Source organism: Nocardioides agri, from assembly GCF_013778305.1.
GTDB lineage: Bacteria > Actinomycetota > Actinomycetes > Propionibacteriales > Nocardioidaceae > Nocardioides > Nocardioides agri.
Map to the genome: position 1 here is coordinate 1,161,601 of NZ_JACEIC010000002.1, position 15,912 is coordinate 1,177,512.

The following is a 15,912-nucleotide window of genomic DNA, read 5'->3' on the forward strand; positions in this document are numbered from 1 at the left end:
CTCAGACCCGGCCCGCGGCCTTGAGGTCGCGGCGCAGCTCCTTGGGGAGCGCGAAGATCAGCGACTCCTCGGCGCTGTGCACCGCCGTGGCGTCCGGGTAGCCCCGCTCGGCGAGGTAGGCGAGGACGCCGTCGACCAGCGCCTCCGGGACGCTCGCGCCCGAGGTGACCGAGACCGTCCGGACGCCCTCGAGCCAGGCCTCGTCGATCTCGGAGGCGTCGTCGACGCGGTACGAGGCCTTCGCCCCGGCCTCGAGCGCGACCTCGACCAGGCGCACGGAGTTGGAGGAGTTGCCGGAGCCGACCACGATCACGAGGTCGGTGCCGGCGGAGATCTCCTTGACCGCGAGCTGGCGGTTCTGCGTGGCGTAGCAGATGTCGTCGCTGGGCGGGTCGAGCAGCTCGGGGAAGCGGGCCCTGATGGCGGCCACGGTCTCGAGCGTCTCGTCGACCGAGAGCGTGGTCTGCGAGAGCCAGGCGACCCGCTTCGGGTCGCGCACCACGATGCCGGGCACGTCGGCCGGGCTCTGCACGAGCTGGATGTGGTCGGGCGCCTCCCCTGCGGTGCCCTCGACCTCCTCGTGGCCCTCGTGGCCGATCAGCAGGATGTCGTAGTCCTCGGCCGCGAAGCGCTTGGCCTCGTGGTGGACCTTGGTCACCAGCGGGCAGGTCGCGTCGATGGTCTTGAGCGTGCGCTCCTCGGCCTGGCGGTGCACCTCGGGCGAGACGCCGTGGGCGGAGAACACCACGGTCTCCCCAGCCGGCACCTCGTCGAGCTCCTCGACGAAGATCGCGCCGCGCGCCTCCAGGTCGGCGACCACGTGCTTGTTGTGCACGATCTGCTTGCGCACGTAGACCGGCGCGCCGTAGAGGTCGAGCGCCTTCTCGACGGTGATCACCGCCCGGTCGACACCGGCGCAGTAGCCCCGCGGCGCCGCCAGCAGGACGGCCTTCTCGGCCTCCTCCGGCGACAGGATCGGCGGCATGCCCATGTCGGTGCTCATGGCACTCAGTCTAGGGAGGTCGGCGCCATCCCCTAATCTCGCGCCCATGGCCCTGGAGACTTCGCTCGAGTCGCCCGCCCCGGTGCGGCAGATCGCCAACGCGATCGCCGGCTGGGTCGACCGGCTCGGAGCGGTGTGGGTCGAGGGGCAGGTCGCGCAGGTCAGCCGTCGCCCCGGCATGAACACCGTCTTCCTCACCCTGCGCGACGCGGTCGCCGACATCTCGGTCCCGGTCACCTGCTCGCGCACCCTGTTCGACGGCCTCAACCCGCCGCTGGTCGAGGGCGCGAGCATCGTGGTCCACGCGAAGCCGTCCTACTACGCCAACCGCGGCACGCTCTCCCTCTACGCCCGCGACATCAGGATGGTCGGGCTCGGCGAGCTCCTCGCCCGGCTCGAGCGCCGCCGGCAGCTGCTGGCGGCCGAAGGCCTCTTCGCGCAGGAGCTGAAGCGGCCGCTGCCCTTCCTGCCCGGCGCGGTCGGGCTGGTGACCGCGCCCAACAGCGCCGCCGAGCGCGACGTCGTGGACAACGCGCGACGCCGCTGGCCGGCCGTGCGCTTCGAGACGGCGTACGCCGCGATGCAGGGTCAGCGCTCGGCCGGCGAGGTGATCGAGGCGGTCGAGCGTCTCGACCGGCACCCGGACGTCGAGGTGATCGTGGTCGCGCGCGGCGGCGGGTCGGTCGAGGACCTGCTGCCGTTCTCCGACGAGGCGCTGATCCGGGCGGTCGCGAAGGTGCGCACGCCGGTGGTGTCCGCGATCGGCCACGAGCCCGACTCCCCGCTGCTCGACCTGGTCGCCGACGTGCGCGCCTCGACACCCACCGACGCAGCCAAGCTCGTCGTTCCCGACGTCATCGAGGAGCAGCGCAACGTGACCCGGGCGCGCGACCGGCTCCGCGGCGCGATCGCCGGCTGGCTGGCCCGCGAGCAGGCCGGCCTCGACGCGCTGCGCTCCCGGCCCGCGCTCGGCGACCCGCGCAGCCTGCTCGACGACCGCGTCGACGAGGTCGTGATGCTGCGCGACCGCGCCCGGCGCTGCCTGGGCCACGCGCTCGACCGGGCCGCCGACGACATCGGGCACCAGCGGGCCCGGGCGCGCGCGCTCTCGCCCCTGGCCACCTTGCAGCGCGGCTACGCCGTGCTCCAGGACGCCGACGGTCACGTGCTCACCTCCGTGGCCGACGTGACCTCGCAGCAGTCCATCAGCGTGCGGGTCGCCGACGGCCGCATCCACGCCACCACCACCAGCACCGAGATGATCGACAGGGAGATCGATGGCCGAGAAGAAGCCTGAGACGCCGTCCTACGAGCAGGCCCGCGAGGAGCTGGTCGAGGTCGTCCGCACGCTCGAGGCGGGCGGCACCACCCTCGAGGAGTCGCTGGCGTTGTGGGAGCGCGGCGAACAGCTCGCGACGATCTGCCAGGACTGGCTCGACGGTGCGCGGAAGCGGCTGGACGCCGCGATCGAGGCCGACGAGGAGTAGCCGAGCAGCTGCAACACTTCCCGGCCTCGACGCATCTGGACGGGTGTGATGACCGATCTGGCGGACCAGCAGGTGGGCGCTGTACGCCGCCCCGAGAGCTTCGAGGAGCTCGTCGCCGCGACCGGCGACCGGATGCTGCGCACCGCGGTCCTGCTGACCGGCGACCGGCACGCGGCCGAGGACCTCGTGCAGAGCACCTACGCCCAGGTGTTCGCACGCTGGCGGCTGGTGAGCCGTGCGGAGAACCCCGCGGCGTACACGCGCACCATCCTCACCCGCCTCTTCCTCTCCGACCGCCGCCGCAAGCGGGTGCCGGAGCTGCCGCTGCTCGACGGCGCGGACGGGCCGGCACCGCCCGGCGACCCGACGCTGCGTCTCTCGCTCGTCGAGGCACTCGTCACGCTGCCACCGCTGGACCGGGCCGTGCTGGTGCTCCGCTACTTCCACGACCTGCCGGTCGCCGAGGTCGCCGCCCAGACCGGACTCTCCTCCTCCGCCTGCCGCACCCGCGCGTCGCGCGCGCTGGCCCGGCTGCGCACCCACTTCCCCGACCTGGCCGACTGAAGGACCACCGATGCTGCTCCACGACTTCCTGGACGACGCCGTCGCCGACGTCCACGCCGACCTGCCCGCCCTCGTCACCGCCTCCCGCTCGCAGGGCCGCTCGATCCGCCGGCGCCGCCGTGCGCTCTCCGCCGTCGGCGCGGCCGCGGCGGTGACCCTGGTGGCCGCCATCGTGGTTGCGCTCGTCCCTGGCCCGGGCGGTCGGCAGGGCGAGGTCGCCGCCGACCTCACCAACCCGGTGCGGGTCGGCGCGCTGGGCGGGGAGACCGCCCCCGCGACGCCCGCGGGCGTCGTCTCGGCGCTCGCCGAGTCGGTCGACCGGGTCGCCGACGGCAAGTTCGGCCGGCTCCAGGGCGAGGTCGACGACTACGAAGCGCTGGCGGCGCTGCTCTTCGAGCCGGTCGGCGGCACCGGGCCGGCCGGACAGGTGATGATCAACCTCCAGCCTCTCGACGGCGTGGGCACCGCGCCGTACTCGTGCGAGGACGCGTGGTTCGAGGGCATCACCGACTGCGAGACCCACCGGCTGGAGAACGGCGACTCGCTGCGCACCTACTGGCAGCTCGACGACTCCGAGTTCGGGGTCGGGTCGCAGCGGATGGCGGTCGAGGTGCTCAGCCCGGCGCGCCACCTCCGGGTCGTGGTCAACGTGCTCAACACCAACCCCTGGGCCGCCGGCCAGCACCGCGCCGAGCCGGTGCTCGACCTCGAGCAGGCCACGGCGATCGCCACCCAGCCCTGGTGGGACGCGCGACGGCTGCCGGTCGAGTACGTCGCCGCCGGCAAGCGTCTGGACCTCTTCGAGGGCTAGGACGCGATCGGCTCGGTCGTCAGCGACTCCACGAAGGCACGCAGCTCGTCGGCGTCCCCGGAGCTGAAGACCAGCACGGTCTGGTCGTCGACCTCGGTGGTCCAGGCGTGGTCGTCGTCGGTGTCGTCCCAGCCGGTCCAGGTGCCGACCGGCGTGGTCAGGGTCTCGCCGCTCTCGGCCGCCTGCTCGCCGACGTAGGACTCGAGCAGGTCCCGCTCGGAGGCGTCCTCCTGGTGGATGCCTGCGGTGTGCCCGTCGTCGGTGGCGAACACCACGTCGAGCGCGGGACGCTCCCCGGCCCGGTACGACGCGTCCTTGACCGTCCAGCCGTCGGGCAGCTCGGGCGCGTAGACCGGCCGCATCCCGGCGTGCTGCACGCTGGCGACCAGGGCGGGGTAGTCGATCTCCGGGGGCTCGAACTCGGGGGTGTCGCGGAACGAGCCGCGGAAGACCACGATGCCGAGCACGACCAGGACGAGCACGATCATCGAGCCGACCAGCCCACCGAAGGACCGCTCGTAGCGCCCGGGGCGACCGGTCTCTGGGGCCTGACTCACGGGGACATCCTCACAGGTCGCGTACCCTCCCCGAGTGCCGGCCCTCGACCTCGTTCCCGTGGCCGCGCTCCTCGTGCTGCTGGTCGTCGCCTACCTGCACCCGCGCGGCCGCGTCGAGGCCGGCGCCGGCCTCGCAGCCGCGGCGGCGACGTTCGCGACCGGGATGCTGACCTGGTCGGAGGTCGCGGACACGCTCCGGCACCTCGGCCCGGTCGTGCTCTTCCTGGTCACGATCCTGGTCGTCGCCGACGTCTGTGGCCGCGCGGGGCTCTTCGCGGCCGCCGCCGCCCGGGTGCGCGACCTCGGGCGCGGCCGCCCGGTCCCGATCTTCACCGGGGTCTTCCTGCTGGCGGCACTCGTCACGGCGGTGCTCAGCCTCGACGCGACCGTCGTGCTGCTGACCCCGGTGGTCGTCGGGGCCGCGGTCGGCACGGGCACGTCGTACCGCCCCGGCGCGCACGCCTGCCTGCGGATGGCCAACTCGGCCTCGCTGCTGCTGCCGGTCTCCAACCTGACGAACCTGCTCGCGATGCCGCACCTCGACCTCACCTTCGGTGGCTTCGCCCTGGTCATGGCGCCGGTGCTCGCGGTCGTGCTCGTGGTCGAGTACGTCGGGCTGCGGCTGCTCTTCCGGCGCGACCTGGCCGCGGAGCCGGAGCCGCACGGACCGGTCGAGCACCCACCCCTCCCGGTCCTCCCGCTGGTCGTCGTCGGCCTGATGCTCGTCGGGTTCGGCGTCGGCTCGCCGCTGGGCGTCGAGCCGTTCTGGTGCTCGGCGGCCGCGGCGCTGGTCCTCGTCGCGTGGGCCCGCCGCCGCGGCCTGCTGACGGCCCGCGACGTCGTGGGCGCCGCGCACCCGGCGTTCGCGGTCTTCGTGCTCTGCCTGGGCGTCGTGGTGGAGGCGCTGGCGGTCGGGCCGCTCGGTGACTGGGTCGCCGACCGGATCCCCGACGGCTCGGGCTTCGTCGGGCTGCTCACGATCGCGCTGCTGGCGACGCTACTGGCCAACCTGCTCACGAACCTCTCCGCCACCCTGCTGCTCGTGCCGCTGCTGGCGCCGCTCGGCGACACCGCGGTCCTCGCCGCGCTGCTCGGTCTCAACATCGGGTCCGGGCTGAGCTACACCGGGTCGCTGGCCAACCTGCTGTGGCGGCGCGGGATGGTGCGGCTGGGACATCCGCCGTCGATGCGCGAGTTCCACCGGGTGTCGCTGCTCATCACCCCGGTCAGCCTGCTAGCCGCAGTTGCGGCACTTTTCCTGGTCTCTTGACCGCACCTGCGGCATGATCGGCGCGTGACCACGTACCGGATCGCGGAGGCCGCCGAGCTGCTCGGCGTCAGCGACGACACGCTGCGTCGCTGGGTCGAGGCCGGCCGCCTCGCCAGCAGCAGGCAGGACGGCCGCACGGTCGTGCCGGGGGTCGACCTCGCCGCCCTCGCCGAGTCGCTGGCCGAGCACCCTGACCGGGAGGCCACCCGCGCGGCGGCGGTCAGCGCCCGCAACCGGCTGGCCGGGATCGTCACGAAGGTCGTCAAGGACCGCGTGATGGCCCAGGTCGAGATGGTCTGCGGCCCCTACCGCATGGTCTCGCTGATGAGCACCGAGGCCGCCGAGGAGCTCGGCCTCGAGCCCGGCGTGCGGGCCATCGCGTCGGTGAAGTCCACCAACGTCGTCGTGGAGCGCCCATGAGGAGGCTCGCGCCGCTCCTGGCCCTCCTCGTCCTGCCACTGGCCGCCTGTGGCGACGACGGCCCGGACGGGACGGACGAGACGACGCTGACGGTGTACGCCGCGGCGTCGCTGACCTCGACGTTCGAGGAGACCGCCGATCGCTTCGAGGCCGGCCACGACGGCGTGACGGTCAAGCTCAGCTTCGGCGGCTCCTCGGACCTCGCTGCCCAGATCCAGGAGGGCGCGCCGGCCGACGTCTTCGCGTCGGCCGACACCGCGAACATGGACAAGCTCACCGCCGACGGCCTGGTCGACGGGGTGTCGGAGTTCGCCACGAACACGCTCGAGATCGCCACCCCGCCCGACAACCCGGCCGGCGTGAGCAGCTTCCAGGACCTGGGCAAGGCGGGCCTGCGGCTCGTGGTCTGCGCGCCCGAGGTGCCGTGCGGGGCCGCGACCCAGACGATGGCCGGGCAGCTCGGCGTCACGCTCGCGCCCGTGAGCGAGGAGCAGTCGGTCACCGACGTGCTCGGCAAGGTGACCTCCGGCGAGGCCGACGCCGGCGTCGTCTACGTGACCGACGTGACCAGCGCCGGCGACGCCGTGCACGGCGTCGCCTTCCCGGAGTCCGACCAGGTGGTCAACACCTACCCCATCGCGACGGTCGAGGGCGGCGAGCACGCCGCGCTCGCCCAGGAGTTCGCCGACCTGGTCACCGGCGCCGCGGGTCAGCAGATCCTGCAGGACGCCGGCTTCGGTCCACCGTGATGCCCCGCTGGCTCTCCCTGCCCGCGGCGCTGGGGGCGGCGTTCCTGGTGCTCCCGGTCATCGCGATCGTGGCGCGGGTCGACTGGGCGGACTTCGGCACCCTGATCACGTCCGAGGCGTCGCGGCAGGCACTGTGGCTGAGCCTGCGCACCTCCACGATCAGCACGCTCCTGTGCATCCTGCTCGGGACGCCGATGGCCATGGTCCTCGCGCGCACGTCGTTCCCGGGGCAGGGGGTGCTGCGCTCGCTCGTGCTCCTTCCCCTGGTGCTCCCGCCCGTGGTCGGCGGCCTCGCGCTGCTCTACACCTTCGGTCGGCGCGGGCTGCTCGGCGAGGAGCTCGAGGCGCTCGGCATCCACGTGGCGTTCTCGACGGCAGCGGTGGTGATGGCGCAGACGTTCGTGGCGATGCCGTTCCTCGTCGTCAGCCTCGAGGGTGCGCTGCGCACGGCGGGCCAGCGGTACGACGTGGTCGCGGCCTCGCTCGGCGCCGGCCCGACCACGGTCTTCCGCCGGGTCACGCTCCCTCTGGTGCTGCCGGGCCTGGTCTCGGGCGCGGTGCTCGCCTTCGCCCGCTCGCTCGGCGAGTTCGGCGCCACGATCACGTTCGCGGGCAGCCTGCAGGGCGTCACCCGGACGCTCCCGCTGGAGATCTACCAGCAGCGCGAGACCGACGTGGACGCCGCGGTCGCCCTCTCGCTGGTGCTGGTCGTGGTGGCCGTGATCGTCATCGGGTTCGCCCGCCAGGGCCGGAGCGTGCTGTGAGCCTGGAGGTCGAGGCGAGCGTCCCCGACCGGGACGTCGAGGTCGCCCTCGAGGTCGCCGAGGGCGAGACGCTGGCCGTCATCGGACCCAACGGCGCCGGCAAGTCCACGGTGCTGTCCGTGGTCGGCGGGCTGCTGCGGCCGGCCCGGGGCCACGTGCGGCTCGACGGCCGGGTGCTGACCGACGACCGGACCTTCGTGCCTCCCCACGGCCGCCGGGTGGCGCTGCTCGCCCAGGACCCGCTGCTCTTCCCGCACCTGAGCGTGCGCGACAACGTCGCGTTCGGACCGCGCAGCGGCGGCGCCGGCCGGCGTACCTCCCGCGAGGCAGCGCACCGCTGGCTGGCCGAGGTCGGCGTCGAGGAGCTCGCCGGCCGCCGCCCGCGCGAGGTGTCCGGCGGCGAGGGCCAGCGGGTCGCCCTCGCCCGGGCGCTGGCGGCGGAGCCGCGACTGCTGCTGCTCGACGAGCCGATGGCGGCGCTCGACGTCGCGGTGCAGCCGGCGCTGCGGCAGACCCTCAGGAGGGTGCTCGCCGGCCGGACCACCGTGCTCGTCACCCACGACGTGCTCGACGCGCTGCTGCTCGCCGACCGGGTCGTGGTGATGGAGGGCGGCCGGATCGTCGAGGCCGGACGGACCGCCGACGTGCTGGAGCGGCCGCGCAGCGCGTTCGCCGCCCGGATCGCCGGCCTCAACATGGTCCGCGGCCCCTGGCTCGACGGGGCGGTCTCCGGGATCCGCGGCATCGCGACCGGCCCCGCGCCCGGGGCCGGGGAGCCCGCCGTCGCGGTCTTCCGGCCCAGCGCCGTCGCCGTCTACCGGGAGGCGCCCGCGGGCAGCCCACGCAACAGCCTGCCGGTGACGATCACGGAGGTGGAGCCGCACGGCGACGCCGTCCGGGTGCGGGCCGACCACCTCGCCGCCGACGTCACGCCGCTGGCCGCCGCCGAGCTGGAGCTGGCCCCCGGGCTTCACGTTGTGTTCAGCGTCAAGGCGACCGAGGTCTCCGTCTACCGCATCTGACGCCCGATAGAGTGCGCCGCATGAGCGAGTCCGAGAGCCTGTCCGTCGCCCCGCAGTCGCCCGATCGGAACCTCGCCCTCGAGCTCGTCCGCGTCACCGAGGCCGCCGCGATGGCGGCCGGACGCTGGGTCGGTCGCGGCGACAAGAACGGCGCCGACGGCGTCGCGGTCAACGCGATGCGCGTGATGATCTCGACGATCGGCATGAACGGCACCGTGGTCATCGGCGAGGGCGAGAAGGACAACGCCCCGATGCTCTACAACGGCGAGCAGGTCGGCGACGGCACGGGTCCGGAGTGCGACGTGGCCGTCGACCCGATCGACGGCACCACGCTGACGGCGAAGGGCATGACCAACGCCGTCTCGGTGCTGGCGGTCTCGCCCCGCGGCTCGATGTACGACCCGTCCGCGGTCTTCTACATGGAGAAGCTCGTCACCGGACCGGAGGCGGCCGACGTCGTCGACATCCGGCTGCCGGTGGCCGAGAACATCCACCAGGTCGCCAAGGCCAAGGGCAAGAACGCGGCCGACGTGACGGTCGTCCTGCTCGACCGGCCCCGGCACGCGGGCCTGGTCGAGGAGATCCGGGCGACCGGCGCGATGATCAAGTTCATCACCGACGGGGACGTCGCCGGCTCCATCATGGCGGCCCGCCCCGAGACCGGCATCGACCTGCTGCTGGGCATCGGCGGCACCCCCGAGGGCATCATCACGGCGTGCGCGATGAAGGCGCTCGGCGGCACGATCCAGGGCCGGCTGTGGCCGCAGGACGACGACGAGCGGCAGAAGGCGATCGACGCCGGGCACGTCCTCGACCCCGACCACGTGCTGACCACCGACATGCTGGTGACCGGCGACGACTGCTTCTTCGTGGCCACCGGCATCACCGACGGCGAGCTGCTCCGGGGCGTGCGCTACCGCGCCGGCGGCGCGACCACGCACTCGCTGGTGATGCGCTCGCGCTCGGGCACGATCCGGTCGATCACCTCCGAGCACCAGCTGCAGAAGCTACGCGCTTTCGCCGCGATCGACTTCGACAGCTGAGCTGCTCGACGTCCGCAGCAGCCGGTCGCGGACGACGTCGACGACGCGCGGGTCCCACGCCATGCCGAGGTGCGAGGCGGTGACCTCGACCGCCTCGGCGACCGGGTCGATGCAGGCCCGCCAGTCGACGATGCCGTCGCGGCGGGAGTAGACGGCGGTGAAGCCGACGTCGGGGCGCAGCGCCTCGCGGGTCTCGGTGAAGCTCTGCCTCGCACACAGCCCGCGCACGCAGTCGGCCGCCATCAGCCCGGGCACCCCGGCCTGGCTGAGCCGGACCAGCACGTCGACGCTCGCGCTCAGCGAGCGGTGGTGCGCGCCCGGCGCCAACATCGGGCTGCCGAGCGTCACGATGTTGGAGACCAGGTCGGGCCGGCGAGCCGCGATGCCGCGGGCGAGCATGCCGCCCAGGCTGTGGCCGACGATCTGCACGCGCGAGCCGCGCCGGATCGCGATCGACTCCAGCCGGGACTCCAGCTGCGCCGCGGCATCCTGGGTGCAGCCCACGTTGGCGTGGATGTGCGAGCGGTAGGTGCGCAGCCCCTCGCTGCGCAGCACCCGCGCCATCAGCGCGAGGGTGCCGTCGCCGGCGAGGAAGCCCGGCACGAGCAGCACCGGATCGCCGCCCCGGGCGGTGCCGCGCACGGCGTACGGCGTGGCCCGGCGCGTGCGTCCGGCCCCCGCGGCCCGGACGGCGAACCGGCCGAGCTCCACGACCGCCGACCCCTCGCGCAGCACGGCGGCGACCCGGGGAGCGGCGAACCCCTCGGGGAGCAGGAACTCCGCGAGCGTCGAGGACGGCATGTGACCCACGTTACGTCTGTTACCCCGACGGGCGCGCGTGAATCCCCCAACCGGGACGGGCCGCTTCAGTTGTTTCCGGTTCAACTGGTTGACTGTCGCCGTGGGGAGTGCCGAGATCGTCGTCTCCGAGGAGCTGTTCGCGCCGGTGGGGCGCGGCATCGAGCTGTGCTACCAGACCTTCGGTGACCCCGACGACGAGCCGCTGCTGCTCGTGATGGGTCTCGGGGCGCCGATGACCTGGTGGAACCCCGACCTGTGCGCCGACCTGGCCCGGGCCGGGTTCTTCGTCGTGCGGTTCGACAACCGCGACACCGGACGCTCCACGGTGCTGGAGGGGCGGGTGTCGCGGGCGCTGCTGGTGCGCGCGTTCGCGGGCGCGAAGGTCCGCGCGCCGTACTCCATCGCGGACCTGGCCGAGGACGCGTGCGGGCTGCTCGACCACCTCGGGCTGGACTCGGCGCACGTCGTCGGGGCATCGATGGGCGGGATGATCGCGCAGAGCATGGTCGTCGCCCACCCGGAGCGGGTGCGGTCGCTGACCAGCATCATGTCGACCACGGGCAAGCGCAGCGTCGGCTGGCAGCACCCGTCGCTGCTGCCCGCGATGCTCGCGCGTCGCAAGGACGGCCGCGAGGCCTACGTGCGGGCCAGCGCGGCGTTCTGGACCTCGATCGGCTCACCCGACCACCCGGAGCCGCCCGAGGAGCTCGAGCAGCGGGCCGGCGACACCTACGACCGCGGCGTGCACGAGCAGGGCCTGCTGCGCCAGATGCTCGCGATCGTCACCCAGCCCAACCGCGGCGACCGCCTGCGCGCCGTCCGGGTGCCGGCCCTGGTCGTCCACGGGGCCGCGGACAAGATGGTGCACGTGTCGGGTGGCCGCGCCACCGCCGCGGCCATCCCAGGCGCCGAGCTGCTGGTGATCCCCGGCATGGGCCACGACCTGCCGCACGCCCTCTACCCGACGTTCGTCGAGGCGATCCGTCGCACGGCCGACCGCGCCTGAGAGCCGAGTCGGCGCAGCTTCCCCTGCCGCCAGCGGAAGACTGCGCCGACCCGGCGTGGATCAGTCGGAGAGGCGCTCGCCGGACTCCGTGTCGAACACGTGCACGTTGTGCGGGTCGGTCGTGACGTACATCGTCTCACCCTTCCGCGGGTGGTCGCGCCCGCTGACCCGGATCACGATGTTGTTCGGCGTGCCCTCGACACCGCTGGTGCCGTGGACGAACGCGTCGGCACCGAGGTCCTCGACCACCGTCACGCGGACCGGCAGACCGGCCTCGCTGTTGCCCACCACGCGCCACGCCTCGGGCCGGACGCCGACGGTGATGTCGCCCTGCATCTTCGCGGCCGCCGCCGGGTCGACCGGGACCAGGTAGTCGCCGATCTGCGCCTTGCCGTCCTGGGCGTGCGCCTCGAGCAGGTTCATCGCCGGGGAGCCGATGAAGCCGGCGACGAAGAGGTTGACCGGCCTGTCGTAGAGGCCGAGCGGGGTGTCGACCTGCTGGAGGTAGCCGTCCTTCATGACCGCCACCCGGTCGCCCATCGTCATCGCCTCGACCTGGTCGTGGGTGACGTAGACGGTGGTGACGCCGAGGTCGGCCTGGAGCTTGGCGATGTCGGTGCGGGTCTGCACCCGCATCTTGGCGTCGAGGTTCGACAGCGGCTCGTCCATGCAGAACACCTGCGGCTGGCGGACGATCGCGCGGCCCATCGCGACGCGCTGGCGCTGGCCGCCGGAGAGCGCCTTCGGCTTGCGGTCGAGGTACTCGGTCAGCCCGAGGATCCGGGCCGCCTCCTGGACGCGCTTGGTGCGCTCCTCGCTCGGCACCTTGGCCATCTTGAGCGCGAAGCCCATGTTGTCGGCGACCGACATGTGCGGGTAGAGCGCGTAGTTCTGGAACACCATCGCGATGTCCCGGTCCTTCGGCGGGACGGTGGTGATCTCCCGGTCGCCGATGTAGATCTTCCCCTTGTTGACCTCCTCGAGCCCCGCGAGCATCCGCAGGGTCGTGGACTTGCCGCAACCGGAGGGGCCGACGAGGACCATGAACTCGCCGTCGCCGATCTCCAGGGAGATCCCCGGGACGGCGGGCCGGTCGGCGCCGGGGTACCAGCGCTGGGCCTCTTCGAACGTGACTGTAGCCATGCTTCCAACTCCTTCACCGGCAGGTACGTGCCGGACGATCCGTCGTAAAGGTGAGCGGGCTCACAGTAGCGGGTACCCCCAGGTCCCACGCGAATCGCCTGGTTCGGGCGATACCCCGGGGCGACCCAGGAGGGCTAACGTGGCGAGCACCACAGGAAGGAGCACTTCCATGGAGGTACGCCGCACGATGGCCGCCGCCACGGCCGGCCTGGTCGCCTCGGGCCTGCTGGCTGCGTGCTCGGCCGACGCCGGGTCGGCCGACACCCTGTACTGGTACATCAACCCCGACAGCGGCGGCCAGGCGAAGGTCGCCGCCAACTGCAGCACCGACAAGTACAAGATCGAGACCCAGGTGCTGCCGCAGGACGCCAACGAGCAACGGATCCAGCTGGCCCGCCGGCTGGCCGCGCACGACTCGGGCATCGACATCATGAGCATCGACCCGCCCTTCACTGCCGAGTTCTCCAACGCCGGCTTCCTCGCCGAGCTGCCCGCGGACCTCCAGGACAGGCTGACCGAGCAGTCGTTCAAGGGCGCCACGGAGGCCGCCACCTGGGACGGCCAGATGGTCGTGGCGCCGTTCTGGTCCAACACCCAGGTGCTCTGGTTCCGCAAGTCGTTCGTCGAGAAGGCCGGCATCGACATGAGCCAGCCGGTCACCTGGGACCAGATCATCGACACGGCCGCGAAGAACGACGGCAAGGTGGCCGTCCAGGCGAACAAGTACGAGGGGTACGTCGTCTGGATCAACGCGCTGATCTCCGGTGCAGGCGGCGAGATCGCCACCGACACCGAGAAGGGTCTCGACATGAAGCTCGAGATCGACTCGCCGGCTGGCGAGAAGGCCGCGGCCATCATCGAGAAGCTCTCGCACTCCGCTGCGGCACCGGCCGACCTGTCGGTCGCCCAGGAGGGTCAGGCCGGCAGCACCTTCGGCGGCAAGCAGGGTGCCTTCATGGTCAACTGGACCTACATCTACAACAACTACGAGGCGACCGACCCGGGCTTCAACAAGGACATCGGCTACACCCGCTACCCGCAGTCGACCGAGGGGGAGGAGTCGCGGCCGCCGTACGGCGGGATCGGGCTCGGCGTCAGCTCCTACTCCAACCACGTCGACGAGGCGATGGAGGCCATCGAGTGCCTCACCAGCCCTGAGAACCAAGAGGTCAACGCCGAGATCACCGGCAACATGCCGGCCAGCGAGGCGGGCTACGCGGCAAACGACAACGCGCTGCAGAAGACCTACCCCGAGGACCTCCTGAAGCTCTTCCAGGAGAGCCTCGACGCGGCGGCGCCCCGCACCGTGACGCCGTACTGGAGCGACATCTCCGGCGGCATCCAGTCCACCTGGCATCCGTCCTCGGGCGTGAACTCGGACACGCCGGCGAAGTCGCAGACGTTCATCGACAACGTCCTCCACGGAAGGAGCCTGCTGTGAGTACCACCACCGCCACCGCGGCGGCGACGCCACCGGCGGGCAAGAAGCGGATCGTCATGACCGACCGGTCCAGGGCCGAGAACCGCCTCGGTCAGCGGCTCGTGCTGCCGGCGGTCATCGTGATGCTTGTCGTCACCGCGTGGCCGATGTTCCAGGCGCTCTACCTCTCGCTCTTCCGCTACCGGCTGACGTCGCCGGACGACAAGGAGTTCGTGGGCCTCAGCAACTACGGGACGGTGCTCACCGACCCGCTCTTCTGGCAGGACACGGTCAACACGGTGATCATCATGGTGGTCACCGTGGGCGTCGAGCTCGTCATCGGCTTCGTGTTCGCGCTGGTGATGCACCGGATCGTCTTCGCGCGCGGGGCGATCCGCACCTCGATCCTGATCCCCTACGGGATCATCACCGTGGTCTCGGCGTACGCCTGGCAGTTCGCGTTCAGCATCAACAACGGCTGGGTCAACAGCTGGTTCGACTTCCTGCCGTGGATCTCGTCGGAGACCAACTGGTTCGGCAGTCACTGGCCGGCGATGTTCGCGATCATGGTCTCCGAGATCTGGAAGACCACGCCGTTCATGTCGTTGCTGCTGCTCGCCGGCCTGTCCCAGGTCTCGGAGGACATGATCGAGGCCGCCGAGGTCGACGGCGCCACCTGGTGGCAGCGGCTGTGGAAGGTGATCATCCCCAACATGCGGGCGGCGATCATGGTCGCCGTGCTGTTCCGAGCGCTCGACGCGTTCCGGATCTTCGACAACATCTACGTGATGACGCGGGGCGCCGCGGACACCGAGTCCTCGTCCTTCCTCACCTACCGACAGGTGATCCAGCAGTTCCAGCTCGGGCTCGGCTCGGCGCTCTCGGTGCTGCTGTTCATCTCCGTGCTGCTGCTCGCGGCCCTGATCGTCAAACTCTTCAAGGTCGACCTGGCACAGGCGAGAGGGGAGGCGTGATGGCCGCCAAGAACCAGACCCGCAACAAGATCGGCACCTGGGTCGGCTTCATCTTCATCCTGGTCTGGTGCCTGTTGCCCGTCGTGTGGATCATGTCGCTCTCGCTGAAAGGCCCGGGCGAGACGGCGGCCGGCAGTGCGCAGTTCCTGCCGAAGAGTCCGACGCTCCAGAACTACCGCGACATCCTCGGCATCGGCACCGTCACGCCGGGTCAGGAGAACACCCACGCCGACTTCCTCGACGCGCTGCGCAACTCGTTCGGGATCGCGGCCATTGCGACGTTCCTGGCGGTGATCTTCGCGACCCTGGCGGCGTACGCCATCGCGCGGCTCGACTTCAAGGGCAAGCGCCTGGTGCTGTCCCTGGCGCTCGCGATCGCGATGTTCCCGGTGGTCGCCCTGGTCGGCCCGCTCTTCGACCTGTGGCGCACGCTCGGGCTGTTCAACACCTGGCCGGGCCTGATCATCCCCTACATGTCGTTCACGCTGCCACTGGCGATCTGGACGCTGTCGGCGTTCTTCCGCGAGATCCCGTGGGAGATGGAGCAGGCGGCCCAGGTCGACGGCGCGACGTCGTGGCAGGCCTTCCGCAAGGTCATCGTGCCCCTCGCCGCGCCGGGCGTCTTCACCGCCGCGATCCTGACCTTCTTCTTCGCGTGGAACGAGTTCGTGCTCGCGATCTCGCTGACGTCGACCACGGCCTCGCGCACGGTGCCGGCACAGCTGTCGTTCTTCGTCGGACCGGATCCGTTCAACCCGCCGTACGGACTGCTGGCCGCCGCCTCGGTGGTGGTCACCGTCCCCATCATCATCATCGTCCTGCTCTTCCAGCGAAAGATCGTCGCCGGGCTCACCTCCGGCGCCGTGAAGGGGTGACTC

18 protein-coding genes are annotated in these 15,912 nt (G+C 71.9%); 14 read left to right on the forward strand and 4 right to left on the reverse strand.

The window, feature by feature from the left end:
- Position 1: 1 nt before the first annotated feature.
- Positions 2–1,003 (reverse strand): 4-hydroxy-3-methylbut-2-enyl diphosphate reductase, encoded by a 1,002-nt coding sequence (locus HZF07_RS10125; RefSeq protein WP_157341358.1) that lies wholly within the window; start codon positions 1,001–1,003, stop codon positions 2–4.
- 46 nt (positions 1,004–1,049) lie between these two features.
- Between HZF07_RS10125 and xseA the strand changes: the two genes are divergently transcribed.
- The 4 genes from xseA to HZF07_RS10145 are packed head-to-tail and all read left to right on the forward strand — an operon-like array spanning position 1,050 to position 3,865.
- Positions 1,050–2,300, forward strand: coding sequence for an exodeoxyribonuclease VII large subunit (gene xseA / locus HZF07_RS10130; RefSeq protein WP_157341360.1), 1,251 nt, complete (start codon positions 1,050–1,052; stop codon positions 2,298–2,300).
- Entirely contained in the window at positions 2,281–2,490 is a 210-nt protein-coding gene (locus HZF07_RS10135; RefSeq protein WP_157341361.1) for an exodeoxyribonuclease VII small subunit, read from the forward strand. Before xseA ends, HZF07_RS10135 begins: the two co-directional genes overlap by 20 nt.
- Positions 2,491–2,538: 48 nt before the next feature.
- Complete coding sequence (locus HZF07_RS10140; RefSeq protein WP_157341363.1) at positions 2,539–3,054, forward strand: SigE family RNA polymerase sigma factor; 516 nt, start codon at positions 2,539–2,541, stop codon at positions 3,052–3,054.
- A 10-nt stretch (positions 3,055–3,064) separates the two neighbouring features.
- Positions 3,065–3,865: a hypothetical protein gene (locus HZF07_RS10145; RefSeq protein ID WP_157341365.1), complete on the forward strand. Its 801-nt coding sequence runs from the start codon at positions 3,065–3,067 to the stop codon at positions 3,863–3,865.
- On the opposite strand, the gene HZF07_RS10150 is transcribed toward HZF07_RS10145, so the two are convergent.
- On the reverse strand, positions 3,862–4,422 hold the full coding sequence (locus HZF07_RS10150; protein WP_157341367.1) for a DUF4245 family protein: 561 nt from the start codon (positions 4,420–4,422) through the stop codon (positions 3,862–3,864). The two genes, HZF07_RS10145 and HZF07_RS10150, sit on opposite strands and share 4 nt — an antisense overlap.
- 34 nt (positions 4,423–4,456) lie before the next feature.
- Here HZF07_RS10150 and HZF07_RS10155 point away from each other — a divergent pair, with 34 nt between their 5' ends.
- The 6 genes from HZF07_RS10155 to glpX are packed head-to-tail and all read left to right on the forward strand — an operon-like array spanning position 4,457 to position 9,690.
- The gene (locus HZF07_RS10155; RefSeq protein WP_157341369.1) at positions 4,457–5,692 is read left to right on the forward strand and encodes an SLC13 family permease; all 1,236 of its coding nucleotides are present in this window, start codon (positions 4,457–4,459) and stop codon (positions 5,690–5,692) included.
- 24 nt (positions 5,693–5,716) lie between these two features.
- On the forward strand, positions 5,717–6,112 hold the full coding sequence (locus tag HZF07_RS10160) for a TOBE domain-containing protein (RefSeq protein ID WP_181645022.1): 396 nt from the start codon (positions 5,717–5,719) through the stop codon (positions 6,110–6,112).
- Positions 6,109–6,861 carry a molybdate ABC transporter substrate-binding protein gene (modA, locus tag HZF07_RS10165; protein ID WP_157341371.1) on the forward strand — a complete coding sequence of 251 codons (753 nt, stop codon included), beginning with the start codon at positions 6,109–6,111 and terminating at the stop codon, positions 6,859–6,861. The genes HZF07_RS10160 and modA overlap by 4 nt, the downstream gene beginning before the upstream one ends.
- Positions 6,861–7,625, forward strand: a complete 765-nt coding sequence (locus HZF07_RS10170) for an ABC transporter permease (protein ID WP_157341373.1) — start codon at positions 6,861–6,863, stop codon at positions 7,623–7,625. Before modA ends, HZF07_RS10170 begins: the two co-directional genes overlap by 1 nt.
- Positions 7,622–8,647: a sulfate/molybdate ABC transporter ATP-binding protein gene (locus tag HZF07_RS10175; RefSeq protein ID WP_181645023.1), complete on the forward strand. Its 1,026-nt coding sequence runs from the start codon at positions 7,622–7,624 to the stop codon at positions 8,645–8,647. Before HZF07_RS10170 ends, HZF07_RS10175 begins: the two co-directional genes overlap by 4 nt.
- Before the next feature lie 20 nt (positions 8,648–8,667).
- On the forward strand, positions 8,668–9,690 hold the full coding sequence (gene glpX, locus HZF07_RS10180) for a class II fructose-bisphosphatase (protein WP_157341375.1): 1,023 nt from the start codon (positions 8,668–8,670) through the stop codon (positions 9,688–9,690).
- On the opposite strand, the gene HZF07_RS10185 is transcribed toward glpX, so the two are convergent.
- The gene (locus tag HZF07_RS10185; protein ID WP_157341377.1) at positions 9,655–10,491 is read right to left on the reverse strand and encodes an alpha/beta fold hydrolase; all 837 of its coding nucleotides are present in this window, start codon (positions 10,489–10,491) and stop codon (positions 9,655–9,657) included. The two genes, glpX and HZF07_RS10185, sit on opposite strands and share 36 nt — an antisense overlap.
- 100 nt (positions 10,492–10,591) lie before the next feature.
- Between HZF07_RS10185 and HZF07_RS10190 the strand changes: the two genes are divergently transcribed.
- Positions 10,592–11,497, forward strand: a complete 906-nt coding sequence (locus HZF07_RS10190) for an alpha/beta fold hydrolase (protein ID WP_309504688.1) — start codon at positions 10,592–10,594, stop codon at positions 11,495–11,497.
- 60 nt (positions 11,498–11,557) lie between these two features.
- Here the strand turns inward: HZF07_RS10190 and HZF07_RS10195 are convergent, their stop codons facing one another.
- Positions 11,558–12,640 (reverse strand): ABC transporter ATP-binding protein, encoded by a 1,083-nt coding sequence (locus HZF07_RS10195; protein WP_157341381.1) that lies wholly within the window; start codon positions 12,638–12,640, stop codon positions 11,558–11,560.
- A gap of 169 nt (positions 12,641–12,809) precedes the next feature.
- Here HZF07_RS10195 and HZF07_RS10200 point away from each other — a divergent pair, with 169 nt between their 5' ends.
- Genes HZF07_RS10200 through HZF07_RS10210 form a run of 3 tightly spaced genes read left to right on the forward strand, consistent with a single transcriptional unit; the run spans position 12,810 to position 15,909 of the window.
- Complete coding sequence (locus HZF07_RS10200; RefSeq protein WP_157341383.1) at positions 12,810–14,081, forward strand: extracellular solute-binding protein; 1,272 nt, start codon at positions 12,810–12,812, stop codon at positions 14,079–14,081.
- Entirely contained in the window at positions 14,078–15,034 is a 957-nt protein-coding gene (locus HZF07_RS10205; protein WP_309504689.1) for a carbohydrate ABC transporter permease, read from the forward strand. The genes HZF07_RS10200 and HZF07_RS10205 overlap by 4 nt, the downstream gene beginning before the upstream one ends.
- Positions 15,034–15,909, forward strand: coding sequence for a carbohydrate ABC transporter permease (locus tag HZF07_RS10210; RefSeq protein WP_157341385.1), 876 nt, complete (start codon positions 15,034–15,036; stop codon positions 15,907–15,909). Before HZF07_RS10205 ends, HZF07_RS10210 begins: the two co-directional genes overlap by 1 nt.
- Positions 15,910–15,912: the final 3 nt, after the last annotated feature.

What these genes read in the sequence shown, in the direction of transcription:
- HZF07_RS10125 (WP_157341358.1), bottom strand. Translation starts at nt 1,003, where the DNA reads ATGAGCACCGACATGGGCATGCCGCCGATCCTGTCGCCGGAGGAGGCC.
- xseA (WP_157341360.1), top strand. Translation starts at nt 1,050, where the DNA reads ATGGCCCTGGAGACTTCGCTCGAGTCGCCCGCCCCGGTGCGGCAGATC.
- HZF07_RS10135 (WP_157341361.1), top strand. Translation starts at nt 2,281, where the DNA reads ATGGCCGAGAAGAAGCCTGAGACGCCGTCCTACGAGCAGGCCCGCGAG.
- HZF07_RS10140 (WP_157341363.1), top strand. Translation starts at nt 2,539, where the DNA reads ATGACCGATCTGGCGGACCAGCAGGTGGGCGCTGTACGCCGCCCCGAG.
- HZF07_RS10145 (WP_157341365.1), top strand. Translation starts at nt 3,065, where the DNA reads ATGCTGCTCCACGACTTCCTGGACGACGCCGTCGCCGACGTCCACGCC.
- modA (WP_157341371.1), top strand. Translation starts at nt 6,109, where the DNA reads ATGAGGAGGCTCGCGCCGCTCCTGGCCCTCCTCGTCCTGCCACTGGCC.
- HZF07_RS10170 (WP_157341373.1), top strand. Translation starts at nt 6,861, where the DNA reads ATGCCCCGCTGGCTCTCCCTGCCCGCGGCGCTGGGGGCGGCGTTCCTG.
- glpX (WP_157341375.1), top strand. Translation starts at nt 8,668, where the DNA reads ATGAGCGAGTCCGAGAGCCTGTCCGTCGCCCCGCAGTCGCCCGATCGG.
- HZF07_RS10185 (WP_157341377.1), bottom strand. Translation starts at nt 10,491, where the DNA reads ATGCCGTCCTCGACGCTCGCGGAGTTCCTGCTCCCCGAGGGGTTCGCC.
- HZF07_RS10195 (WP_157341381.1), bottom strand. Translation starts at nt 12,640, where the DNA reads ATGGCTACAGTCACGTTCGAAGAGGCCCAGCGCTGGTACCCCGGCGCC.
- HZF07_RS10200 (WP_157341383.1), top strand. Translation starts at nt 12,810, where the DNA reads ATGGAGGTACGCCGCACGATGGCCGCCGCCACGGCCGGCCTGGTCGCC.
- HZF07_RS10210 (WP_157341385.1), top strand. Translation starts at nt 15,034, where the DNA reads ATGGCCGCCAAGAACCAGACCCGCAACAAGATCGGCACCTGGGTCGGC.